Here is a 25,248-nt window from a genome sequence, read left to right on the forward strand (position 1 = left end):
TGTTCTTGGGTTTTAGGTTTAATTGTTTTCTGGTCTCAATTGTCTGACGACAGCACCTGCTTGCCACATTTCAGAATCTCTCAATTCTTTCAATTCAGCTTCCAATTTCACTCTATAATCTTCTTTCGAATTCGAATCAATAGACTTCTGTGCCTCTTGACCAGTTTTTACACTATTATATAATTCTTCAAATACTGGCTTGGTTGCATCTCTGAAAGGCTTCCACCAATCCAAAGCTCCTCTTTGAGCTGTAGTGGAACAGTTTGCATACATCCAATCCATGCCATTTTCTGCTACCAACGGCATCAACGATTGAGTTAGTTCCTCTACTGTTTCATTGAATGCTTCGGAAGGAGTATGTCCATTTTCTCTTAACACTTCGTACTGCGCTGCAAAAATCCCTTGGATCGCCCCCATAAGTGTACCTCTTTCTCCAGTAAGGTCTGAAGTAACTTCTCTATAGAAATCAGTTTCGAACAAGTATCCTGATCCAACTCCGATTCCCAAAGCTATAACTCTGTCTTTGGCCTTACCAGTTCCATCTTGATAAATTGCATAAGAAGAATTCAATCCTCTACCCTCTACAAACATTCTTCTCAAAGAAGTTCCAGAGCCTTTTGGAGCCACCAAGATCACATCGATGTCCGGTGGAGGGATAATTCCAGTTTTTTCTTTGTAAGTCACGCCGAACCCATGAGAGAAATATAATGCTTTCCCTGGAGTAAGGTGTTTTTTAACTGTTGGCCAAAGAGCAATCTGACCAGCATCAGAAAGAAGGAATTGAAGAATTGTACCTCTTTCGCAAGCTTCTTCTAATTCGAACAAGGTCTCACCTGGCACCCAGCCATCAGCAACAGCTTTATCCCAAGTTTTTGATCCTTTTCTTTGACCTACAATCACGTTAAAGCCATTGTCTTTCAGGTTTAGTGCCTGACCAGGTCCTTGAACCCCGTAGCCTAATACCGCAATAACTTCATCCTTTAGGACTTCTCTAGCTTTTTCCAAAGGAAATTCTTCTCTGGTAACTACATTCTCCTCTACTGTGCCGAATTTTAATTTCATGTTCTTAAAATTTGATTTTCAATGAATCTTTGAAATTCAGGGATCAAAATTAATTGATCCTATTTTTCAAAATACTCATCTCATGAGTTTATTTATTTGTTAAAATTTCTCATGGAATCTAAATGGATAAAAAACTTCAGAGAAGTCTTTACCACATCTCGATTTCATAGGTTTGATTTGATTTGATTTATTTTACGTAACTATCAATGGTATGCATCCTTTTAGCTATTGCTACCCTACCTGATCGGGCAAATTCCAAAAGACCATATCCTTTTAATATTTCTAGAAGTTCCTGCGTTTGTTCTTTGTGGCCAGATAATTCAAGCACAACGAACTCTGGTTCGGCTGCAATAATCTTAGCATTGTGCTGACGAATTATTTTTTCCAGACCTCCATCCAACTTTGATACTGGAATTTTATAGAGGGCAATCTCTTGATAGACTACCCCATCATCTTCATGATAAAATGCTTTGATCACATCGATGATTTTCTCTATCTGGTTCACCAACTGAATGACAGTATCTTCACTTGCTGTCACCTCGATTGTAATCCGGTGAATCCCTTCGATTCTGCTTTCTGAAGCAGTAAGTGCATCAATATTGATTCCTCTTCTCGTAAAGATGATGGTGATGCGGTTGAGAATACCGATAAAATTTTCGGTAATCACAAAAATGGTATAACGTTTCATAGGCCGGAATTAACTTAGTCTTACCTCTTCTACAGAACAGCCCGTTGCGATCATCGGGAAAACATTGTCTTCCTTCTCTACCACCACTTCTAAGAAGTACGGCCCATCATGAATTAACATATCTTCAATTGCCTCATTCAAATCTGACCTGTCTGATATTTTTTGGGATTTGATACCATAGGCTTCTGCAATTTTCACAAATTCAGGATTATCCAATTCAGTAAATGAATAGCGCTTATCGAAGAACATTTGTTGCCATTGTCTCACCATTCCTAAATAATTATTATTCAGCAAGATGATTTTTACTGGAGCTTTGGTCTGCATGATGGTGCCAAACTCTTGAATAGTCATCTGGATCCCTCCATCCCCAACTACACAAATTACTTGTCTGGAAAAATCAAACATTTGAGCTCCGAGGGCTGCAGGCAATGCAAAACCCATGGTTCCCAATCCTCCAGATGTAACCTGGGTACGAGACTTCTTATAATTGAAATACCTCCATGCAATCATTTGGTGTTGACCGACGTCTGTAACCAATACTGCATCGTCTGCTTTGTATTGGTTCACCTGATAAATCACCTCCCCCATGGTGAGTCCCACCTTTGTTGGGGTGATATCATGTTTAACGACTGCTGCATCTTCCTCACGCTCCAATTCACGGAATTTCTCCAACCATTCATGATGGGATTTTGCTGCAACAGCCTCTGTCAATAAGCTCAAACTATCTTTGCAATCACCCAAAACTGAATGATGACATCTTATGGTTTTATTGATTTCTGCAGGATCCAATTCCAGATGGATAATCTTCGCTTGCTTAGCATAACGTTTTACATCCCCTGTCACTCGATCATCAAACCTCATTCCAACAGCAATTAAAACATCGCATTGGTTGGTAAGGATATTCGGTGCATAATTCCCATGCATTCCTAGTTTCCCCACATAAGAAGGATGATCCTGTGGTAATGCACCAGATCCCAATAATGTGGAAGCTGCGGGTATTCCAGATTTATCCAAGAATGCTTTGAACTCTTCCTCTGCTTTGCCTAAAACCACCCCTTGCCCATAAAGCACATAAGGTCTTTCTGCGGCATCAATCATTTCTGCTGCTTTCTGTATATCAGATTTATTGATTTCAATTTTGGTCTTATAGGACCTGAATCCTAGGCAAGGAACATAATTGAATTCCCCAAAATCAGTTTGTGCATTTTTAGTAATATCTATCAAAACTGGCCCTGGTCTTCCTGATCTCGCTATGAAAAACGCTTTGGCAATTGCCGGAGCTATTTCTTCCACAGTTCTAACTTGGATATTCCACTTAGTACAAGGCATAGACATCCCTACAACATCAGTTTCCTGAAAAGCATCAGTCCCCAATAAATGCGCAGCTACCTGTCCAGTAATACATACCAATGGAGTACTATCTATTAGTGCATCCGCTAATCCTGTAATCAAATTAGTAGCCCCAGGACCTGAGGTTGCTAAACAGACACCGACTTTCCCAGAGACTCGCGCATACCCTTGAGCAGCATGAATCGCTCCTTGCTCATGGCGGGTAAGAACATGTTTGATTTGATCGTGGTAATCATACAGTGCATCATACACCGGCATGATTGCTCCTCCAGGATATCCGAATATAATCTCGGCATTTTCCTCTATGAGAGTTCTGACTACCACATCTGCTCCTCGGATCATCAAGTCTTTCATAGGCTTAGAATTTATCTGTTACACAACCTTCGGATGCTGTGGCAACAAGTTTATTGTATTTTTTCAAAGTTCCCTGCAAATCAGAGATCTCTTTTGGCTTCCAGGTTTTCTTTCTTTCGGCCAGTTCTTCATCAGTAATCGCTACTGAAAGTTTTAAATTATCTGCGTCAATGGTGATAATGTCTCCATTCCTCACCAATCCAATAGGTCCTCCACAAAACGCTTCTGGAGTAACGTGACCCACTACAAAACCGTGTGTTCCGCCGGAAAATCTTCCATCTGTAATCAAGGCAACATCTGATCCCAGACCAGCTCCAATAATCATGGAAGTAGGCTTCAACATCTCTGGCATACCAGGTCCACCTTTCGGCCCGATATTACGGATCACGATTACCTCACCTTTTTCAATTTTATGATCCCTGATGGCATCATTGGCTTCCTGCTCTGAGTCAAAAACATGAGCGGGACCTGTAAATGAACTTCCTTCTTTTCCTGTGATCTTAGCCACAGCACCTTCTGGCGCTAGGTTTCCAGAAAGTATACAAAGATGTCCAGTAGCTTTAATTGGAGTTTCCAATGGGTGAATCACATTCACCATGGAAGGAATTATAGCCTCAACATTTTCAAGGTTCTCTGCCAAGGTCTTACCAGTTACAGTAAGACAATCTCCGTGCAAAAATCCATTTTGAAGCATGTACTTCATAAAGGCAGGAAGTCCACCTTGCTCATGCAAATCCTCCATCATATACTTCCCTGAAGGCTTAAAATCACCAATCATAGGAGTTTTTGCATTGATCGCTTTAAAATCTTCTAGATTAAAATCCACCCCTGCTGTTCTGGCAATCGCAATGATATGCATGACAGCATTGGTACTTCCTCCCAAAGCAATGGCTACCGTCACTGCATTTTCAATGCTCTTCCTAGAAATGATATCGCTTGGCTTGATATCCTTTTCCAACAAGACTCTCATATATTTATTGACCTCCTGACATTCTCTCAATTTCTCTGGAGAATTAGCCGGATAGGAAGAAGAATAAGGCAAAGACATTCCCATGGCTTCAATAGCAGAAGACATGGTATTGGCAGTGTACATGCCTCCACAAGCACCTTTGCCTGGACAAGCATTTCTAATTACACCATCATAATCTTCATCAGAAATATCTCCGTTTACCCGCTTTCCAAATGCTTCAAAGGCAGAAACAATATTCAGTTTTTCACCTTTATAATGTCCTGATGCAATGGTTCCTCCATAAAGTAAAATAGAGGGCCTATTTGTTCGAATCATACCCATCAAAGCGCCTGGCATATTCTTATCGCAACCAGCTACCGCTACACATCCATCAAAAGAGTGCCCGATGATAAATGATTCAATGGAATCTGCAATAATCTCTCTGGAAACCAATGAGTAACGCATACCCAGCGTACCCATAGTCGTTCCGTCAGATATCCCGATGGTATTAAAAACTAAACCGGTCAAATCTTGCTCCTGAGAGGAGGCTTTGATCAGACCGGCAAAGTCGTTCAGGTGCATATTGCAGGGATTACTTTCATAGCCACAACTCGCTATCCCTACAAATGGCTGTTTCATCTTTTTATCGCTCATGCCGGTGGCATACAACATAGCCATTCCGGCCGGATGCTCCGGATTTTCGCTGATTTCCCAACTGTGTTTTTTCAGGGTCATAATAGAGTGTAAAAAAAAGTGCCTCAGGTTTAGTGAGGCACTTTAGATTTGGTTAATTCATTATAAATAGTCTAGTGCCTCACATTTAACATCCAATGAGAATAATTAAGCTTAGCAAAATGACTACTTTAAACATATTTATGTCGAATGATTTCTTGAATCGATTTTTATTTCTTCACAAACTTAAAACTGAATTTTCAGACTTACAATATTTAATTTTACCTCAGCACTATTTGCCAGATATTTTATATAAGTAAATTCTATTTTTTCAATTTTAAATTCTACAAGAAAAGAATTTTACGCCGTTTTTTAAGAAATAGATTTGCCGTTTTTTCAATTTTCAAAATTTTGTACTGATTTCAGTTATTTGTGAAAATTTTTAAAAATCTCTGCCTTCTATTAAATAGATTCTAATTAAAGCATCATTTCTTTTAAAAAGAAAGATCATTTAAAGTTATTTAGTAAAAAGTCTAATCTTTTTCCTTCAAGACTAAGAATCTTCTAATTTTGGATAAATCCTTTTTAATCCTATGATTTGTTTTCCTAACGCCAAGATCAATTTAGGCCTCCACATTACTGCAAAAAGAAAAGACGGATTTCATGAGATTGAAACATGCATGTATCCCATTCCTCTTTTTGACGCGTTGGAAATTATAATTGACCACAAAAAATCATCTTGGAACAGCAGCGGATTACCAATTCCTGGAAACCCTAAGGATAATCTCATCTTAAAGGCCTATCAATTACTCAAAAAAGATTTCCCAAACCTTCCCCACATTAATGTTCACCTGCATAAAAACATTCCCATGGGAGCAGGATTAGGAGGAGGATCTGCAGATGCCGCATTTGCGTTGAATCTGATGAACAACCTATTTGACTTAATTTTAGATGATTTCTTTTTGGAAGAATATGCCGCTTCATTGGGAAGTGATTGCCCTTTCTTTATCCAAAACATGCCAAAGATTGCGACTGGAAGAGGTGAAATACTGGAAGAAGCAGCTATTGACCTGAAAGGCACCCACCTGGTTTTGATTAACCCAGGAATACATATTGGAACAAAAGAAGCCTATGCAGGAGTGACTCCAGCCTCCCCAAAAAAATCTTTAAAAGAGGTTTTGAAAGATAGATCCAAATGGAAAGATGAATTATCAAACGACTTTGAATCCAGCGTATTTAATTCCTATCCAGAAATCAGAGGTATTAAAGAGCAGCTTTATCATGCTGGTGCTTTCTATGCCTCCATGTCTGGCTCAGGGTCTTCTGTGTTCGGGCTCTTTGAGAACAAGTCTAAAAAAATAGAATGGGAAAACCACTATTTCGTTTTTGAGTCTTCACTTTAAGAGATACCTGTCATTCTCTTTGATTTTCTCCTACGGTTAAAATAGTTAAGTACTGGATAGGATAACACCGAAACCAATATAATGGCTGTACCTAAGTAAAACTCAGGTGTCATCTTTTCACTTTCTCCAAAAACCAATACCGCAAGTACAATTCCATAAACTGGTTCCAGGTTAATTGTCAGGTTAATTGAAAATACAGATAAGCGCTTCATCAATTCTACAGATACTGAAAAAGCATATACTGTACACACTCCACCAAGTATTAGTAGCCAAAACCAATCATACCCTTCCCAATTAAGTTTCACTCCCCCTTCACTGACGAATAGGGAGTAAATTGGCATAAACAAAGCCGAACACAGACAGGCTCCTGCCATCTCATAAAAGGTAATTTGATAAGGGCTGTATTTTTGGGTGAGGTTTCCATTGATTACTGAAAATACAGCCGCAAGCAATGCAGAAGCAAGCGCCATTATCAGTCCTAACCAATAGCCTCCCTCAAAGGAAAAAATCACTAATAAGCCGGAAATCACCATCAAGCCCAGAGCCACTTCATACCATTTAATCTTGGTTTTATTAAATATTGGCTCAACAAAAGCGGTCCAAAGTGAAGTGGTGGCCATTCCCGCCAGACATACAGAAGCGGTGGAAACTTTGGCTGACCAAAAGAACAGGATCCAGTGGGTAGCAATAATAAATCCTACTCCAGTCACTTGAATCATGTCTTTAGGCTTAATGATTAGCCTTTTCTTCTTGATTAAAAATAAAAATGCTACTCCAATCGTGGCTATCAATGTTCTGTAAAAAACCAGTTCGATGGAAGGAAGACTTATCAGCAAGCCTAAAATCGCTGTAAAACCCCAAATCAATACGATGAAATGAAGCATCAAATAATCCTTAATTGAGGCAGTCATTTATCTTGGGACAGTTTTATAAAGTACCAATCCAGTTAATGCAAAAACGATGTTTGGCAACCAAACAGAAAGGATCGGGTAAGTCGCCCCATTTTCTGCAAAGGTCCTGGAAAGTATAAATAAAAGAATGTATACAAAAGCTAGCAAAAATCCCATGGCAATTTGAAAACCTGAGCCCCCCCGCGTTTTCCTAGCGGACATGATCACTCCTATAAATGTTAATATAATGGCTGCAAAAGGAGACATGAATCGCACGTATCTTTCAATTTTGTAAAATGCCACATTATCGGCTCCGCGCTCTTCAAGCACCCTAATTTGTCTCCCTAATTCAGGAAGTTTAAGCGTCTCATGATGATTATCAGGCAAGTCAAAATCATTGGGCGTGATAGACAAAGTAGTATCCTTTCGTTCTCCTACAGTATAAATCTCCCCTCTCTCGTTCAACTCTCTCAGTCTCCAATTCCTCAAGGTCCATGCATTTTTTGCTGTATCCCACTCAATTCGATCAGATGAAAGTTTAGCGATCAATTCTCCGTCTCTGATGGTTTCCAGAGTAAAGCTATATCCGGTATTCCCCGTTTTATAAAACCTACTGAGATAGGCATAGGAATCAGCCCCCACCTTAATATGTTGATTGGTTTCAGAGGAGGTATTCTTTTTATCCAAATAACTGACACGGAATTCAGTAACTCCCGCAGTAGCTACAGGAAGCACCCATCCATTCAACAAGAAACTGACCCCTCCAATCATCATGGCAGCAAAAATAAATGGCCTTAATAAACGTGGAAAGCTCACCCCAGAACTTAAAATAGCAATGATCTCTGTTCTTCCCGCCATTTTGGAAGTAATGAAAATAACAGAAATAAATACAGTAATGGGAGTTAATAGATTGTTGAGATACAATCCATAATTCCCCATATATCGTAATATTTCCCCAGTAGGAACATTATTACGAATGTAGGTATCATTTTTTTCTGTAAAGTCTAGTACCAATACAATAAGGATCAACATGACCACTACAAAAAAATAGGTCTTTAAAAAATCCTTAATGATTAGTTTGTCGAGCAGTTTCATGGATTACAGTCTGGTACTTACTTTTTTCACCATTTGATCTTTCCAAACGGCAAAGTCCCCTGCAAGGATATGTTCCCTAGCTTGTTTCACCAACCAAAGGTAAAAACTCAAGTTATGTATACTGGCAATCTGTGCCGCCAAAATCTCTTTACTGATCACTAAATGTCTTAAATAGGCTTTGGAATAAAATGTACTCACATGCCCTCCGATTGCTGAATCTATTGGAGAAAAATCATCTTTCCATTTTTCATTTCTAATATTAATGATCCCTTCAGATGTGAAAAGCATTCCATTTCGAGCATTTCGGGTAGGCATGACACAATCAAACATATCTACCCCCAAAGCAATACACTCCAAAATATTGGCTGGTGTACCCACTCCCATTAAGTACCTGGGTTTATCTGTAGGTAAAATATCTGTAACCAACTCCGTCATTTCATACATCATTTCTGCAGGCTCACCTACAGAAAGTCCTCCAATGGCATTCCCCTCTTGATGGGTATTAGCGATAAACTCAGCGCTCTTTTGCCTTAGGTCTTTATAAACGGAACCTTGAACAATGGGAAAAAGGGTTTGGCTATATCCGTACTTCCCTTCTGTAGCATCAAATCTTTCGATACAGCGCTTCAGCCATCGATGGGTCATTTCCATCGAATTTCTCGCATAGGCATATTCACAGGGATAAGGAGTACATTCATCAAAGGCCATAATGATATCAGCCCCAATAGTACGCTGGATATCCATTACATTTTCTGGCGTAAAATGATGTTTGGATCCATCAATATGGGATTTGAACATCACCCCATCCTCCTTAATTTTCCTTGTACCGGAAAGAGAAAATACTTGATATCCACCACTATCTGTCAATATTGGTTTTGACCAACCATTGAATTTATGGAGGCCGCCTGCTTTTTCCAGAATGTCCAATCCAGGCCGGAGATATAAATGATAGGTATTCCCTAAAATGATCTCTGCTTTGACATCATACAGTAATTCCCGCTGATGCACTGCTTTTACGGAACCAGCGGTTCCTACAGGCATAAAAATAGGGGTTTCTATTTCACCGTGGTCAGTTTTAACCAACCCGGCCCTGGCTTTACTTTTAGAATCTTGGTGAGATAAGGTAAACTTCATAGGTTAAAACGCAGAGTTGTAGAGGCAATCCGCAAAATGTATGATCTTGACTACAAAAATATACGCTTATTCTTAAATGACTTGCTGAATTTGATTTTATATTTGCCCAGCAAAATTGACCTATGGGCCTATTTTTACTTTGGTTTTTCTTCGGTGTGGGAATATTTATTCAGGTAATTTACCTGCTAATAATATTTGGGCGCACCGCATTTTCAAAGCCTCAAAAGGCAAATTCAGACCCTCAAAAGGAAGAAGGGGTTACTGTTCTCATTTCTGCTCACAATGAATTCAAAAACCTTAAAACCCTGATCCCTAAACTGTTTGAGCAAGACTATCCTTCATTTGATGTAATGATCGTGAATGATAGGTCTACAGATAGAACGAAGCGACTCTTAGAAGAAATGATGTCAATCTACCCAAGGCTTCGCTCCGTTACTATCAAGTACACCCCTGCCCATGTTACCGCCAAAAAGTTTGCCATGACGCTGGGAATTAAAGTTTCTAAAAATGATGTGATTCTATTGACAGATGCAGATTGCATCCCAAACTCAGATCAATGGATTCGCAAAATGACAGCACCTGTACGTCAGGAAGGAAAAACTTTTGCGCTTGGATTTTCTGGATACGAAAAAGTAAAAGGCTTTCTTAACAATTGGATCCAGTATGAAACACTATTAACTGCCCTTTATTACTTATCTTTTGGTCTTTGGAAGGCCCCTTTTATGGGAGTCGGAAGAAACTTATGTTATAGAAGGAGTTTTTTCATGGAGGTAAAAGCATTTAAGGGGTTTTGGCATATAGAAGGTGGAGACGATGATTTATTTGTTAACCAATATGCAACTGGAAAAAATACAGCGATTGTTTTGGATCCAGATGCAAATACCACTTCCAAACCAAAGGTCACTTTCAAAGAATATATGGTGCAGAAGAAAAGACATCTTCATGCAGGAAAATATTATCGATCAGAAGACAAACAAAAAATTGGATTCTTCTCTCTTTCTCATGCATTATTCTGGTTAAGTGGCATTGGATTGCTGATTTATTTCGGAATTGAGCAGAGTTGGGAACAATTTTTTATTGTTTTCGGTATTATTCTATTAAGGTCTGTTATAGTTGTCCGCATTTTTGCGTCAGCTAGTAAAAAGATCCAAGGGACTAAAGCTCCAAAAAATAGCTGGATGCATGATTTCTTGTATTTAGGTTACTTTTGGGTTTTGGGAACTATTTCCCACCAGGCAAAAGACATCCAATGGAAATAAACGAACGAGGTTTTTCAAATAAAGCATTAGAAGATTTTGCTTTGATCGATCAAGCGGTCCAAGCCAAAGATCAACAAGCCTATGCAAGTTTGATGAAGAGGTATAAAAAAGCCGTTTATTTCATGATTCTAAAAATGATCCGAAATGCCGATGATGCAGAGGATTTGACCATGGAAGCTTTTGCCAAGGCTTTCAAAAATTTAGATCGTTTCAAAAAGGATTATACATTCAGTACTTGGCTTTTTAGAATTGCCACAAACAACACCATTGATTTTATCCGAAAGAAAAAACTCAAAACCATGAGTTTAAATAATACATTAACGGATGATGGGGGTAATTCAGTAAATATTGATGTAGAGGATGATGACAACAATCCACAGGATGAATTCATCAAATCCCAGCGAATCGAAATGGTACGAATTTTTGTGGATAAACTTCCTGCAAAATATCGTAAGCTGGTTCAGCTCCGATATTTTGATGAATTGTCTTATGAAGAAATTGCACAGGAATTAGAAAAACCTCTTGGTACTGTCAAAGCACAATTACACCGATCCAGAGAACTCCTATATGAAATAGCATCTGGTAAAGAAAAACATATTTAATGAACCCTGGAGTCGAACTTATTCAAGCTTATTTCCCTGAACTTTCGGAAAAGCAATTAGAGCAGTTTTCAAGGCTTGGCGAAATTTATTCTGACTGGAATTCCAAAATCAATGTGATCAGCCGGAAAGATATGGATCAATTTTATGTACGCCATGTCTTACACTCCTTGGGGATTTCCAAAGTGATGGCGTTTCAACCAGGTACCAAAGTTTTGGACATTGGGACAGGAGGAGGATTTCCAGGAATTCCTCTAGCCATTCTATTTCCCGACACTCATTTTCATCTGGTTGATTCCATAGGTAAAAAAATCAATGTAGTAAAAGATGTTACCAAACAACTGAAACTTTCCAATGTAGAAGCCCAGCAAACCCGAGCTGAAGAATTGGTAAGAAAATACGATTTTGTAGTGAGTCGGGCAGTGACCCGAATGATCAACTTTTATCCTTGGGTAAAAAATAAAATACGTAAAGAAGACTTCAATGAATACCCCAACGGCATCCTTTATTTAAAAGGTGGTGATGTGGATGAAGAACTAGAGGAACTTGGAAAATCTTACGTTGTTTATCATTTAGAAGATTATTTTAAGGAAGATTTTTTTGAGACCAAGAAGGTCGTATACATGCCTTGGGAGGACAAAAAATAATTTTCAATTTTCTCTGACAATTAGCACCAGAAGTACTGGCAGCTTTACGAGATTAGCCCTAATTTGAAGGCTCAATTTCCCAAGCTGTATGTATTTAATTTTTGATACCGAAACCACAGGTTTACCTCGCGATTACAACGCCCCTATGTCCGATGTGGACAATTGGCCCCGACTGGTTCAGTTAGCTTGGCAGCTGCATGATGCAACAGGAAAACTGATTTCCAATCATAATTATATTATCAAGCCTGAGGGCTTTACCATTCCTTATAATGCCGAAAAAGTACATGGCATCTCTACCAAGAGAGCTTTGGCTGAAGGACATGACCTCAAGCAAATTCTCGGAATATTCGAAGGGGACGTTGGGCAAGCCCAATACTTAGTAGGACACAATGTTGAATTTGATATCAACGTCGTTGGATCGGAATTTCTTCGTGTCGAGGCTCCCATGCCCCTGACCAATACCCAGCTCGATACCAAAGATATATCTACAGATTTTTGTGCAATACCAGGAGGCAGAGGAGGAAAATATAAATGGCCTACGCTTACCGAATTGCATCAAAAACTTTTTGGGGAAGGATTTGGGGATGCCCATGATGCTGCATATGATGTGGATGCTACAGCACGATGTTTCTTTGGACTGATCAAGCAGGGAGTACAACCTCCCGAAGCAGGACTGACGCTTGAACAAGTGATTTATGAGGCACCCAAACTTGCAGAGGCAAACTTTGCTCAAGCAAAAGATGACCAAAAGGCTTCAGCCAAAGACATTCTAAAACAAGCTGGTAAAGCGGATATTTCGGACTTAACCGATGTCCCTTTTACTCACTTGCATGTACATAGCCAATATTCCGTTTTACAGGCAACCTCCGAAATCCCAGCATTAATCAGTAGAGCTAAAGAATTAGGAATGAATGCCATTGCTTTAACGGATCATGGCAACATGATGGGGGCTTTCCATTTTGTAAAGGAGGCCATGGCCAAGGAAATCAAGCCGATTTTAGGTTGTGAATTCAATCTATGTCGAGACCGGAAAAACAAATCCAATAAAGATGATGGTTTCCAGACAGTATTGATTGCCAAAAATAAGGCAGGTTATCATAACCTTGCGAAACTAGCATCCTACGCCAACATCGAAGGATTTTACTACGTCCCAAGAATTGACAGAGAGGTATTGGTGGAATACAAGGAAAACTTGATCGCCACAACCGGCGGACTTTGGGGAGAAATCCCTTTCTTGATTTTGAATGTGGGTGAAACGCAAGCAGAAGAAGCCTTCTTATGGTGGAAAGAACAATTTGGAGAGAACTTTTATGTGGAACTCAACCGACACGGGGTTCCAGAAGAAGAAAAAGTCAATGAAGTTTTATTGGAGTTCGCCAAAAGGCATGATGTAAAATATTTTGCAGCCAACAACACTTATTATAATGAAAAAGTCGATGCCAAAGCGCATGATGTATTGCTTTGTGTAAAAGACGGGGAGCTGGTAGAAAAACCGAAAAAATATATTGGGAAGCGGGGAAGAGAATTCAGGTATGGTTTTCCAAACGATGAATTCTATATCAAAAGCCCTGATGAAATGAAGAAGCTTTTCGCCGATTTACCAGAGGCAATAGAATGCACTCAGGAAATCGTCAATAAGATAGAAGCTTATAAACTTGCTAGAGAGGTCCTGCTTCCAAAGTTTGATATTCCAGAGCAATTCAAGCATCCGGAGGATGAAGTAGACGGAGGAAAAAGAGGTGAAAATGCATTTCTAAGACACCTCACTTATGAAGGTGCCCGAAAAAGGTACAAGGAGATCACTCCTGAAATTGAAGAGCGGCTGGATTTCGAATTGGCAACCATTGAGAAAACAGGGTATCCTGGCTACTTCTTGATTGTCCAGGATTTTACTGGAGAAGCTAGAAAAATGGGAGTTTCGGTCGGCCCTGGAAGGGGCTCCGCCGCTGGATCAGCAGTAGCATATTGTATTGGAATCACCAATGTTGACCCTATAGAATACGATCTCCTTTTTGAGAGATTCCTAAATCCAGATAGGGTTTCACTTCCCGATATTGATATTGACTTTGATGACGAAGGAAGGCAACGAGTGATTGATTATGTTATCAAAAAATATGGGTCTAATCAGGTAGCTCAAATTATTACCTATGGCACCATGGCTGCCAAATCAGCTATAAGGGATACTGCTAGGGTTTTGAATTTACCTTTAGCGGAAGCAGGAAAATTAGCCAATCTGGTTCCTGACATCAAGCTCAAAGCACTTTTTGCAATGGCAGGAAATAGAGCAGCCCTATCCGATAAATTGAAAGGGCAAGGTGAGTTGATCGCTAAAGCAGACGAATTGATCCGGATCTCCAAAGGTCAGGATGATTTATCCAAAACCATCAATCAAGCCACTATGTTGGAAGGTTCTGTCAGAAACTTGGGTATCCATGCCTGCGGTGTCATCATTACTCCTGATGATATTACCAACTTCGTGCCTGTGGCTTTGGCAAAGGATTCAGATATGGTCTGCACTCAGTTTGACAACTCAGTGGTAGAATCAGCAGGGCTTTTGAAGATGGACTTTTTGGGCCTAAAAACCCTTACCCTAATCAAAACTGCTATTCGAATTGTCAAAGAAAGGCATGGGATAGAATTGGATGCTGATAATTTCCCTATCGATGATGAAAAAACCTACGAGCTTTTCCAGAGAGGTGAGACTGTTGGGATATTCCAATATGAATCTGCTGGGATGCAGAAATACATGCGAGAACTGAAACCCACTGTTTTTGCAGACTTAATTGCCATGAACGCCTTGTATCGACCAGGGCCTTTGGCTTATATCCCTTCCTTCATTAAGAGAAAACATGGTACCGAGGCCATCGAGTACGATTTGGAGGATATGAAGGAATACCTAGAAGAAACCTATGGTATTACGGTTTACCAAGAGCAGGTGATGTTGTTATCCCAAAAATTAGCGGGATTCACCAAAGGTGAGGCTGACGTACTTCGTAAAGCGATGGGTAAGAAGCAGAAGGATGTCCTGGATAAAATGAAACCAAAATTCATTGAACAGGCATCTGCCAAAGGTCATGACGCAAAAAAACTAGCCAAAATATGGACTGACTGGGAGGCATTTGCATCTTACGCCTTTAACAAATCTCACTCTACCTGTTATGCATGGATTGCTTATCAGACCGCTTATTTAAAAGCTCATTATCCTGCGGAATACTTGGCTTCTGTATTGAGTAATAACATGAATGATATTACTCAGGTTACCTTCTTTATGGAAGAATGTAAACGAGCAAACATTCCTGTACTTGGTCCTGATGTCAATGAATCGAAAAATGGGTTTACCGTAAATGCAGCAGGAGAAATCCGATTTGGAATGGCAGCCATTAAAGGAGCTGGCTCCGCTGCAGTAGATGAAATTATCAAAGAAAGAGAGGCTAATGGACCCTTTAAAAACATCTTTGATTTTGCGAAGCGGGTCAATTCCAAAGCCCTCAACAAGAAGACCATGGAAGCATTAGCTATGGCTGGTGGCTTTGATTGCTTTAAGGAGCATCACAGAAGACAATACCTAGAAGCAGCAGATGGTGATTTAACCCTGATTGAAAAGGCTACAAAATATGCTCAGAAGGTACAGCAAGAGGAAGATAGTGCTCAAGTAAGTTTATTTGGTGGAAGTGGTGGTAGCATGGATATTCCTTTACCTTCCGTGGCTCCTATGGAGCCTTTTTCCCAGCTACAACAATTAAACATAGAGAAAGAGGTGGTTGGTCTTTATATCTCAGGGCATCCCCTAGATCAATACCGATTAGAAATTGAATCCTTTACCAATGCCAACCTTCCAGAATTAAATGATCTGGAAAGTCTCAAAAACAAAAAAGAATTAAAGATTGCTGGATCAGTCAGCAGTTTCGCACATAGAACCACTAAAAATGGAAAGCCTTTTGGAACTTTAACGTTAGAAGATTACCATGGAGGGTTCACCTTCTTCTTGTTTGGAGAGGATTATGTGAAGTTTAAAGAGTACTTTATGACGGGATGGTTTCTATTCCTAACCGGGCAAGTCGTCGGTAAAAAGTGGGCAGAGAATGAGCTGGAGTTTAAAATCACCAATATCATGTTGCTGAGTGAAGTTCGAGGAAAAATGGTCAAAGGATTACGGGTGAATATTGACTTGGATGATTTGACTTATGATTTAATGGAAAAACTGGAGTCCATTACCGAGAAATACAAAGGTGATGCGAAACTGTATTTTGATGTGGTGGATAGAAAAGAGAATATCTCATTGGAGCTTTTCTCTAAAAAATTCTCTATTGACCCTAGCGCAGAGATGATTAATGAATTGAAAGAAATTCCAGAAGTCGTCTATAAAGTGATCTAGAGTTCCGACTGTCAATTAATTTTATCAATGGGCAATAGATAAAAAAATGAAATCCATCGGAACTTATTATCCTTCAATCGGCTTTTGCTCATATATTTGGAAAAATTAAGCAAAATTAAACTTAACATACAATGGGAAAAGCAATTGAAATCACGGATGCTAATTTCGAAGAAGTAATCAAATCAGAACAACCAATTTTGGTAGACTTCTGGGCAGAATGGTGTGGACCTTGTAAAATGATTGGTCCTGTGGTAGAAGAATTAGCAGGTGATTATGAAGGAAAAGCTGTGATCGGCAAAGTAGATGTTGACTCAAACCCTTCTGTAGCACAAGCATTTGGAATCAGATCTATACCTACACTATTATTCTTTAAAGGTGGAGAAATTGTGGACAAGCAAGTTGGAGCTGTTCCAAAGTCTGTTTTGGCTCAAAAATTAGATGCTCAGCTTTAATAAAGCGAAACAATAGAAGTAAAGCCGTAAGGAAATCCTTACGGCTTTTTTTTATCTTAATGGTTCCATGAATGAACAATTAATTTCTTTAGACGAATTCTGGGAGCTGAGAGGACAAATCCCCATCGTGGATGCACGAAGCGAAAATGAATTTCAGCAAAGCCATATTCCAGGTTCTGTCAACTTACCTATTCTTACCAATGAGGAGAGAATCAAAGTGGGTACATTATATAAAAAAGAAGGGTCCATAAAGGCTACCATTGAAGGATTTAAATTGGTTGGTCCAAGATTCTACAAGATTCAAAATACTGCCGTTGAAAATTTCCATGAAAAAAAAGTGCTGATTTACTGCTGGAGAGGTGGGATGAGAAGTCAGATCCTATCTTGGCTACTCAGCATGATTGGCTTTCAAGTTTACCGATTAGTCGGAGGCTACAAAGCCTATAGAAACTTCACATTTCAACTGGTAAGACGGAACTGGAATCTCCTTGTTTTAGGGGGAAAAACAGGAGTGGGGAAAACCCGTCTTTTAAATGCCTTGACTTATTATGGTGAACAAATTTTGGATTTGGAAGCCATCGCAAACCACCGAGGTTCTGCATTTGGAGGCATCGGACAAAAGCCCCAACCCAGCGTAGAACAATTTGAAAACTTGATGGCAGAAGAATTACGACACAAAGACCCAAAACAAATCATTTGGTTAGAGAATGAGAGCCAACGCATTGGAAAAATCATCATCAATGATAAATTTTTTGAATGCATGGAAAGTGCTCCTTTGATTAATATTAAAAAATCCGAAGAAGAACGAATAGCCTTAATAAAAGAAGTGTATTCTACTCTTCCAAAAGAAGAGTTAATCGCAGCAGTAACTAGGTTGAAAAAGAAATTAGGAGGTTTGAGAACTACTCAGGCTATTGAAGACATTATCAATGATCAACATGAATCCTGGATTTCAAATTTGCTGATCTATTATGACAAATCTTATCAATTTGATTTTGATAAACGCAATCCAAAATCGATTCAAACTTTGGATTTGGAAGGATTGGATATTGAAAAATCCTGCCAACTATTAATAAACTCAAAAAACCTACTGAATGGAAAACAAATCAATCCGGCTTACTGAATGGAGTGAGGGTTCAGGTTGCGGATGCAAAATTGCACCTGCCATTTTGGATCAAATTCTTTCTTCAAGCCAATCATTTTCTCAAAGCGACCCAAAACTTTTGGTAGGCAATTCGGGTAAGGACGATGCTGCAGTATACCAGGTATCAGATGATTTGGCATTGATCAATACCGTAGATTTTTTCACTCCAATAGTGGATGACCCTTTTGACTTTGGAAGAATCGCCGCAGCCAATGCGATTTCTGATGTATATGCCATGGGAGGCAAACCTATTTTTGCCAATGCTATATTAAGCTGGCCAGTAGAAAAATTAGCTCCAGAGCTCGCAGCAAAAGTAATGGAAGGAGCCAAAAGCATATGTAAAACTGCCGGAATAGAATTAGCAGGTGGTCATTCCATCGCAGCAAAAGACCCCATTTTTGGACTTTCTGTCAATGGAACAATTAACCCTAGAAAAATTAAAACAAATCAAGGAGCTCAATCAGGAGATCTACTTTACTTGACCAAGCCTTTGGGAATAGGAGTTTTGGCTACTGCTCTCAAACGTGAAAAAATACAGGAAGAAGATTACCAACTTCTATTAGATACGGCTTGTCGATTGAATTCAATAGGTGAAATCATAGGGAACCATGAAGAGGTTCATGCAATGACTGATGTCACAGGATTTGGTCTACTTGGCCATTTAATAGAAATGTGTGAGGCAGCTGATCTTACAGCAGAGATTGAGCTTCACAAGCTTCCTATGATCAAAGGAGTCCAAGAATATATCAAACAATTCATTTTCCCTGATAACACCTATAGAAACTGGAAAGCCTACAGTTCTAAAACGAAAGGAGTGGTAGGAATGGATCTTGTTCAATTATGTGATCCTCAAACAAGTGGAGGCCTTCTATTGGCTGTAGACCCAGAAAACCAAACGTGGTTTGAGGAAGCTATGAAGCAGCAAAGCCAAGCTATATGGGAAATAGGGAAGTTTAATAATAGATCAGAAGCAACTGTAGAAGTGAAAAAAATTTAGGACCAATGACTATTGACCCCAAATTTTTAATGGCTTCCTAAAGGGGAAACCCCTCCTGAAACCATGAATTTCATCACATCTGAGTTTTTTACTCCGGTAAGCGGAGTCACTTTATCTTTTGGCACCAAAAAAACGTTTCCAGACACATTGTAGCTGTGTGGGAAATAAACAGCCACCATATCAACTTCCCCTACCATTGACATATCATCTTGGGTAATAAAGCCTAACCGAATTAAGGTATCAGAAATCTGAACTTTTACGGGAGATGAGAACTTCTTTTTCTCCCCAACAAAGGCCCCCATCAAATCCTTAATACTGGTGTAAATCAGGTTTACCAATGGAATTCTTACCAGTCCTTTTTCTAGCCAATCAAATAAGGGCTTGGCAAAGAATAAGCTAGCCAAATATCCAACAAAGGTGATTAACGCCAACACCATCAAGATGCCGATCCCCGGAATGGATACAGGAATCAGATTATCTAAAAATAGGATAGTTTGAATAATAATGTAAAGTGTTACCACAACAGGGGTAACAAATAACAAGCCTCTTAAGAAATACGATAGAATGCGCTTGTAAGTAAATGCCATACTTTTAAAATTAAAATCCTGATTATTACTCAATAATAATCAGGATTTCTATAAGGTGCTTAAGATTGAAATTAAAATAATCAATCAGGAAGGATTTTTACTTTCACACTTCTGTAATAAATGACGGATCCTGGATCGTGAGCCTGCAAGGCAATAGTACCATGGTCTAATTTTTTGGTACCCAAATCACCTTCTCTATCTTCACTTTCATCATATTCGTTGATGGTTTCCCCATTGACTTTCACAGTTACCTCATCCCCTTTCACAATGATGTGCTCGGTATACCATTCTCCATCTTCCACATAGGTTTCTTTTACGTCCTTAAAGGAATATACACTTCCGGTTTTTCTCCAATCACCATGTGTTTGGTTTACCTGAATTTCATGTCCAATATTTGGCCAGCCATTTTCTTGGTATTGAGTATGAATGAAAATCCCAGAGTTTGCCTTCGGCATTGTTTTCAATTCCACAATCAATTCAAAGTTATTAAAGTCATGGTTCCCTACATCTCCCATATAAAACATATGACCCCTTGGTCCTTCGACTTTCAAGATTCCGTCAGAAATAGTAAATGAATCAGGGTTTTCAGAAATTTTCCAACCATCAAAATTTTTACCGTTGAATAGCTCCACCCATTCTCCTGTTTGTGCTGATAGGTTTATTGAAGCTAAAAAGAAGAGCGCTATTAAAAATGTGTTTTTCATGATTACAATACGTATTAGATTAGAACAGAAATTTAAAGCCAAATAGTGAATATCTCCCTACCCGACAAATAAAAATCCCGAAGAATTACTTCTTCGGGATTTAAGTATTTTAAACGAACGTTTTCGCTGGGATTACAAATCGATTCCCATGAACGACATAAATGCTATACCCATCAATCCGGTTAAAAGCATAGTAATTCCAAGACCTTTCAAACCATTTGGAACATTCGAATATTTTAATTTTTCTCTGATGGCTGCAAGTGCTACAATCGCTAAACAGAAACCTGTTCCTGAACCGAATCCATAAACCGCAGATTCTGCAAGGGTATAATCTCTCTGAGCCATAAATAGAGACCCTCCTAGAATTGCACAATTTACCGCAATCAAAGGAAGGAAAATACCTAAAGCACCATAAAGAGCTGGAGCGAATTTTTCCACTACCATCTCAACCAACTGCACCATCGCAGCGATAATCGCGATAAACATGATAAATCTCAAGAAAGAAAGATCTACGGAAGCAAGGTCCGCCATAGCCCAAGAAAGAGCACCTTCTTTTAATACATATTCATTCAATAACCAGTTTACGGGTACAGTTACAGTTAAAACGAAAATAACCGCAGCTCCCAAACCGATTGCTGTACTCACTTTTTTTGATACCGCCAGGAAAGAACACATCCCAAGGAAGTAAGCGAAAACCATATTGTCGATAAAGATCGACCGAATACCTAAGTTAAATAATTCCATTTTCTTTACTGGTTTTTAGTGTTCAACATATCCTGTTTTGGTACGTTGTACCCAGATGATCAATCCTAAGATAATAAATGCTCCTACTGGAGACACCATCAGACCATTGGTAGCCAATTTGAAGTCAGGCCCAAAAATACCTGAAACAGTATCAAAAACTGGAATACCGAAGACAGAACCTGAACCCCAAAGCTCTCTAAAGAAAGCCACTGTTAAGATGATCCAAGAATAACCTAATGCAGATCCCAAACCATCCAATACAGAATCATATGGTTTATTTCCCAATGCAAAGGCTTCCAATCTACCCATTACAATACAGTTGGTGATGATCAAACCCACGAATACAGAAAGTTCTTTATACATATCGTATGCAAAAGCTTTCAATACTTCGTTTACCAAGGTTACCAAAGTCGCTACCACTGCAAGCTGCACAATAATACGTACACGACCAGGAATGGTATTTCTCATCAAGGAGATGACAAAATTGGACATAGCGATTACGAAAATCACAGAAATAGCCATTACCAAAGTAGGTTTCATCTGTGTAGTTACCGCCAAGGCAGAACAAATCCCCAATACCTGTATAGTAATTGGGTTTTCGTCTACCAAAGGATCTGTTACTAATTTTTTGCGACGCTTTGAAAGAAGGGCCTCAGCTGGCTTTTTCTCTATCGCTTTTTCTAAAGTTTCAGCACTCATGTTGATTATTTTCAGTGAGTTGTAATTCGGTTAAAGAGCGGCTACAGCCTGAGATGATTTCTTAGACTCGATATAAGCCTTATAATGTCCCAAGTAATTTTTCACCATGTTATTTACACCAGTACCAGTAATTGTAGCACCAGACATTCCATCAATTTTGTGAGGTTCAGAAGAATAATCTTTGCCTTCTCCTTTTTGCATTTGTACCCCAACCAATTCTCCAGACTCATCATAAATTTCTTTACCAGAGAATCTAGACTGAACTTCTGGAGTAGTGATTCTAGCACCTAGGCCAGGAGTTTCTCCCGCATGGGACAAGGTAATACCTCCAATGGTATTCATATCTGTATCTAAAGCTAGGTATCCCCAAATAGCATCCCATAGACCTGCTCCATATAATGGCAGAATATAAGATTTCACTTTGGAATCATCTCCTTCTTCATGATAGATAAACACAGGGTATAATCTATCTTCAGCAGGTAGCTTATAATTCTTCGCTACATCCACATTCTCAGCAGAAACAGCAACCCCATTTTTCTCAGTTACTTCTTTTCCATTGATATCTACCACAGTAGCTCCAATATGGCTACTATAATATGAATTCACTTCCTGCGGTGTCATGGAAGCAATCTCTTCACTGCTTACCACCGCACCTAAAATTTGCTTTTTCTTATCCAATGCAATGGCTTCCTGCTGTCTTGGCCCCAATAATTGTGCGGTTCCAGAAAGAAGTAAACCTAATACTACGGTAAGGATTACAGAAAAAGTAATGATATATGTATTAGACTGTTGCACGTTGTAACCTCCTTGTTTTGTTAGCTTTTACTACATAATAATCGATCAGCGGAGCAAATACGTTCATAAACAATACTGCAAGCATGATTCCTTCTGGATAAGCAGGGTTCGTAACACGAATGATTACTGTCAGAACACCGATCAACATTCCGTAAATCCACTTACCTGTTTCAGTTTGAGCAGCTGATACTGGATCAGTTGCCATAAATACCAAACCAAAAGCCATACCTCCCATTACCCAATGGTATTGAGGCGGTAAAGCCATGTATTCATTCACAGCCAATAGGTTCAAAATTGCTCCCATGATATAAGCTCCAGCAAATCCAGAAACAATAATTTTCCAGCTTGCTACTCCAGTTCCTATCAAAATAACCGCTCCAACAAGCGCCATTAAAGTAGAAGTCTCTCCAATTGAGCCTGGAATCCATCCCATGAACATGTTCATGAAACTAAAATCTCCACCAATAGAAGCATTATGTGCATTTAAGGCCTCCACAGCTGTCTGTGTACCTTCGACACCTGCATTGTAAGCAACTGAAAGAGCAGTAGCTCCAGAAAAACCGTCCACTGCAGTTGCATCACTTAAATAAGTCCAAACTTGATCTCCAGAAATTTGAGCTGGGTAGGCAAAGTATAAGAATGCTCTAGCAGTCATGGCTACGTTCAAGATATTCATCCCAGTACCACCAAATACTTCTTTTCCAATAACTACTGCAAAGATGGTAGCTAATGCTACTTGCCACAATGGAATAAAAGGAGGCATCACTAAAGCGATCAACATCCCTGAAACCAAGTAACCTTCACTAATAGGATGATTTCTGATTACACAGAAAGTAAATTCAGTTAAAAGACCAACCGCATATGAAACGATTAGTGTTGGTAGGACAGCCATTGCACCGAAAAGTGCTTTATCCACAAAGGTAGCTTCCTCTCCTACTGCAAGAAAATGCTGATACCCTACATTTAGAATCCCGAAAAGAAGCGCTGGAATCATGGCGATTACCACCGTGATCATCACTCTTTTCAAATCTACAGCATCTTTAATCTGTGCACCTTTTGCTTTTGTAGTCAAATCAGGAGCAAAAGCAATTGTGCGGTGACCTTCGTAAAGCGTGTAGAATTTCTCCCATTTACCACCCTTTTCGAAATTCGGCTTAAGCTTATCAAATAAGTTTTGTAATGCCTTCATATTTTTAACTATACATTAATAATTCAATCCCATTTCTTACCAGTTCCTGCAAATCATTCTTCGAAGGATCTACAAATTCGCATAAGGCCACGTCCTCTTCAATAATTTCATAAAGCCCTAGCTCCTCCATCTCATCAAAATCTTCGGAAACGATTGCCTTGAAAAGATATGTTGGAAGAATATCCATTGGAAGTACTTTTTCAAATACACCAGAAACTACAAATGGTCTTTCTTCACCATGAGTATTCGTATCTACCTTAAACTCACCTTTGTGAAGGAAAGAGAAAATTCCCAATGCTTTGCTGAAGCTAAGTTTTGTAGTAGTAGGCTTTAGCCAACCCAAAAACTCTTCGTAATCACCTTCTGGAATTACTGTTATTTGGTTGTGGTAGAATCCAACAAAGCCATCCAATGAGATTTTCTCACCAGAAAGAACATTCCCAGAAACTACTCTTACATGCCCTGAATTCAGGTTACCCTTCGTAAAGGTAGACACACAAGCACCGCTAAATGTTTTTACATAAGCTGCTTTTGTTACTTCAGATCCAGTAATAGCAATTATCTTAGAAGCATCATAAATCCCTTCCAAAAGCAATTTACCTATCTGAACCACACCATAAGGATTTACTGTCCAAGCAATCTCCCCTTTGTTGATTGGGTCAAGATGGTGAATTTGGATTCCTACGTTCCCCGCAGGATGTGGACCTGAAAATTTATTGATCTCAGCATTTTTAACATTTGCAAAAACTGCCGGTGGGGTAGAAGCACCATCTAGATTCAAGTGAACTTTTCCAGAAGTCAATTTTGCCAAGGCATCAATTCCAGCCTGAAAATATTTATCCTCTCCTTTTAAAGTAAACCCGTAATCAGCAGCCAAAGGATTGGTATCAAAACCTGATACGAAAATCGCTTTAGGAATATCTGTTGGATTAGCTACAACCCCATAAGGTCTTTGAATGATATTTGGCCAAATTCCAGACCCAGCAATCTTGGCTGCCAAAGCATCTCTGTCAAGAGAAGCTACATCAGCCTTACCAAGATCCTCGTGGGAAATTGTTTGGTCTGCAAGGATCTTGATTTCAAGAAGCTTTCTCTTCTCTCCTCTTTTGATCTCTACTACCTCACCGGAAACCGGAGAAGCATAGATAACCTGATCCATGGCTTTATCGAACATGATGGGAGTACCAGCCTTTACGGTATCTCCTTCGTTGACAAGTACTTTTGGTCTTTGAAGACCTACAAAGTCCGTCGGCTTAATCGCGAAGGTTTGAGCTGGTGCAAAATCAGCTAACTCCTGATTAGCCTTTCCTACCAGTTTGATATCAAAACCTTTCTTAAGCTTCACTATTTTAGACATATCTGTTTTTAACTATGAGCCTTTGAAAAACGCCCCAAATCTAATAAATACAATTTTTATTTAGGGAGTATATGGGATATTATGTTTCACTTTTTAAGAGAAT

At 39.2% G+C, this 25,248-nt stretch carries 22 protein-coding genes; 8 read left to right on the forward strand and 14 right to left on the reverse strand.

Annotated features, from left to right (window positions below; genetic code table 11):
* Nucleotides 1-18: 18 nt before the first annotated feature.
* The 4 genes from ilvC to ilvD form a co-directional block, all read right to left on the reverse strand.
* Nucleotides 19-1,062, reverse strand: coding sequence for a ketol-acid reductoisomerase (gene ilvC, locus JYB62_RS10895; protein WP_205645481.1), 1,044 nt, complete (start codon nucleotides 1,060-1,062; stop codon nucleotides 19-21).
* A 187-nt stretch (nucleotides 1,063-1,249) separates the two neighbouring features.
* A complete protein-coding gene (gene ilvN, locus JYB62_RS10900; RefSeq protein ID WP_074225251.1) occupies nucleotides 1,250-1,750 on the reverse strand; it encodes an acetolactate synthase small subunit in 501 nt (166 codons plus the stop codon).
* Between the two features lie 9 nt (nucleotides 1,751-1,759).
* Nucleotides 1,760-3,454, reverse strand: coding sequence for a biosynthetic-type acetolactate synthase large subunit (ilvB, locus tag JYB62_RS10905; protein WP_243431539.1), 1,695 nt, complete (start codon nucleotides 3,452-3,454; stop codon nucleotides 1,760-1,762).
* 4 nt (nucleotides 3,455-3,458) lie between these two features.
* Nucleotides 3,459-5,138: a dihydroxy-acid dehydratase gene (gene ilvD, locus JYB62_RS10910; RefSeq protein ID WP_205645482.1), complete on the reverse strand. Its 1,680-nt coding sequence runs from the start codon at nucleotides 5,136-5,138 to the stop codon at nucleotides 3,459-3,461.
* Nucleotides 5,139-5,668: 530 nt separating this feature from the next.
* Between ilvD and ispE the strand changes: the two genes are divergently transcribed.
* Nucleotides 5,669-6,478, forward strand: a complete 810-nt coding sequence (gene ispE, locus JYB62_RS10915) for a 4-(cytidine 5'-diphospho)-2-C-methyl-D-erythritol kinase (RefSeq protein ID WP_205645483.1) — start codon at nucleotides 5,669-5,671, stop codon at nucleotides 6,476-6,478.
* Here the strand turns inward: ispE and JYB62_RS10920 are convergent.
* The 3 genes from JYB62_RS10920 to tgt are packed head-to-tail and all read right to left on the reverse strand — an operon-like array spanning nucleotide 6,475 to nucleotide 9,597.
* A complete protein-coding gene (locus JYB62_RS10920; RefSeq protein WP_205645484.1) occupies nucleotides 6,475-7,389 on the reverse strand; it encodes a DMT family transporter in 915 nt (304 codons plus the stop codon). The two genes, ispE and JYB62_RS10920, sit on opposite strands and share 4 nt — an antisense overlap.
* Entirely contained in the window at nucleotides 7,390-8,463 is a 1,074-nt protein-coding gene (locus JYB62_RS10925) for an LptF/LptG family permease (RefSeq protein ID WP_205645485.1), read from the reverse strand. It lies immediately after the preceding gene.
* A 3-nt stretch (nucleotides 8,464-8,466) separates the two neighbouring features.
* Entirely contained in the window at nucleotides 8,467-9,597 is a 1,131-nt protein-coding gene (gene tgt / locus JYB62_RS10930) for a tRNA guanosine(34) transglycosylase Tgt (protein WP_205645486.1), read from the reverse strand.
* A gap of 122 nt (nucleotides 9,598-9,719) precedes the next feature.
* Between tgt and JYB62_RS10935 the strand changes: the two genes are divergently transcribed.
* From JYB62_RS10935 to selD, 7 genes are all read left to right on the forward strand, one after another.
* Entirely contained in the window at nucleotides 9,720-10,856 is a 1,137-nt protein-coding gene (locus JYB62_RS10935) for a glycosyltransferase (protein ID WP_205645487.1), read from the forward strand.
* Nucleotides 10,847-11,458, forward strand: coding sequence for an RNA polymerase sigma factor (locus tag JYB62_RS10940; protein ID WP_205645488.1), 612 nt, complete (start codon nucleotides 10,847-10,849; stop codon nucleotides 11,456-11,458). The genes JYB62_RS10935 and JYB62_RS10940 overlap by 10 nt, the downstream gene beginning before the upstream one ends.
* The gene (gene rsmG / locus JYB62_RS10945; RefSeq protein WP_205645489.1) at nucleotides 11,458-12,102 is read left to right on the forward strand and encodes a 16S rRNA (guanine(527)-N(7))-methyltransferase RsmG; all 645 of its coding nucleotides are present in this window, start codon (nucleotides 11,458-11,460) and stop codon (nucleotides 12,100-12,102) included. Before JYB62_RS10940 ends, rsmG begins: the two co-directional genes overlap by 1 nt.
* A gap of 88 nt (nucleotides 12,103-12,190) precedes the next feature.
* On the forward strand, nucleotides 12,191-16,477 hold the full coding sequence (gene dnaE, locus JYB62_RS10950; RefSeq protein ID WP_205645490.1) for a DNA polymerase III subunit alpha: 4,287 nt from the start codon (nucleotides 12,191-12,193) through the stop codon (nucleotides 16,475-16,477).
* Between the two features lie 131 nt (nucleotides 16,478-16,608).
* On the forward strand, nucleotides 16,609-16,929 hold the full coding sequence (gene trxA, locus JYB62_RS10955) for a thioredoxin (RefSeq protein ID WP_074225261.1): 321 nt from the start codon (nucleotides 16,609-16,611) through the stop codon (nucleotides 16,927-16,929).
* 67 nt (nucleotides 16,930-16,996) lie between these two features.
* On the forward strand, nucleotides 16,997-18,052 hold the full coding sequence (gene mnmH, locus JYB62_RS10960) for a tRNA 2-selenouridine(34) synthase MnmH (protein WP_205645491.1): 1,056 nt from the start codon (nucleotides 16,997-16,999) through the stop codon (nucleotides 18,050-18,052).
* Nucleotides 18,024-19,070: a selenide, water dikinase SelD gene (gene selD, locus JYB62_RS10965; RefSeq protein ID WP_205645492.1), complete on the forward strand. Its 1,047-nt coding sequence runs from the start codon at nucleotides 18,024-18,026 to the stop codon at nucleotides 19,068-19,070. Before mnmH ends, selD begins: the two co-directional genes overlap by 29 nt.
* Before the next feature lie 26 nt (nucleotides 19,071-19,096).
* Here selD and JYB62_RS10970 read toward each other — a convergent pair whose 3' ends face one another.
* The 7 genes from JYB62_RS10970 to JYB62_RS11000 form a co-directional block, all read right to left on the reverse strand.
* Nucleotides 19,097-19,657 (reverse strand): DUF502 domain-containing protein, encoded by a 561-nt coding sequence (locus tag JYB62_RS10970; RefSeq protein WP_205645493.1) that lies wholly within the window; start codon nucleotides 19,655-19,657, stop codon nucleotides 19,097-19,099.
* An 80-nt stretch (nucleotides 19,658-19,737) separates the two neighbouring features.
* Nucleotides 19,738-20,361 carry a 3-keto-disaccharide hydrolase gene (locus tag JYB62_RS10975; protein ID WP_205645494.1) on the reverse strand — a complete coding sequence of 208 codons (624 nt, stop codon included), beginning with the start codon at nucleotides 20,359-20,361 and terminating at the stop codon, nucleotides 19,738-19,740.
* Between the two features lie 132 nt (nucleotides 20,362-20,493).
* Nucleotides 20,494-21,105 carry an NADH:ubiquinone reductase (Na(+)-transporting) subunit E gene (gene nqrE, locus JYB62_RS10980; RefSeq protein WP_205645495.1) on the reverse strand — a complete coding sequence of 204 codons (612 nt, stop codon included), beginning with the start codon at nucleotides 21,103-21,105 and terminating at the stop codon, nucleotides 20,494-20,496.
* Nucleotides 21,106-21,120: 15 nt separating this feature from the next.
* Entirely contained in the window at nucleotides 21,121-21,804 is a 684-nt protein-coding gene (locus tag JYB62_RS10985; RefSeq protein ID WP_205645496.1) for an NADH:ubiquinone reductase (Na(+)-transporting) subunit D, read from the reverse strand.
* A 30-nt stretch (nucleotides 21,805-21,834) separates the two neighbouring features.
* Nucleotides 21,835-22,599, reverse strand: coding sequence for an NADH:ubiquinone reductase (Na(+)-transporting) subunit C (gene nqrC / locus JYB62_RS10990; RefSeq protein WP_205645497.1), 765 nt, complete (start codon nucleotides 22,597-22,599; stop codon nucleotides 21,835-21,837).
* Complete coding sequence (locus JYB62_RS10995; RefSeq protein ID WP_205645498.1) at nucleotides 22,586-23,788, reverse strand: NADH:ubiquinone reductase (Na(+)-transporting) subunit B; 1,203 nt, start codon at nucleotides 23,786-23,788, stop codon at nucleotides 22,586-22,588. The genes nqrC and JYB62_RS10995 overlap by 14 nt, the downstream gene beginning before the upstream one ends.
* Before the next feature lie 4 nt (nucleotides 23,789-23,792).
* Nucleotides 23,793-25,145 carry a Na(+)-translocating NADH-quinone reductase subunit A gene (locus JYB62_RS11000; protein WP_205645499.1) on the reverse strand — a complete coding sequence of 451 codons (1,353 nt, stop codon included), beginning with the start codon at nucleotides 25,143-25,145 and terminating at the stop codon, nucleotides 23,793-23,795.
* Between the last annotated feature and the right edge of the window lie 103 nt (nucleotides 25,146-25,248).

Source organism: Algoriphagus lutimaris (genome assembly GCF_017051705.1).
Taxonomy (GTDB): Bacteria; Bacteroidota; Bacteroidia; order Cytophagales; family Cyclobacteriaceae; genus Algoriphagus; species Algoriphagus lutimaris.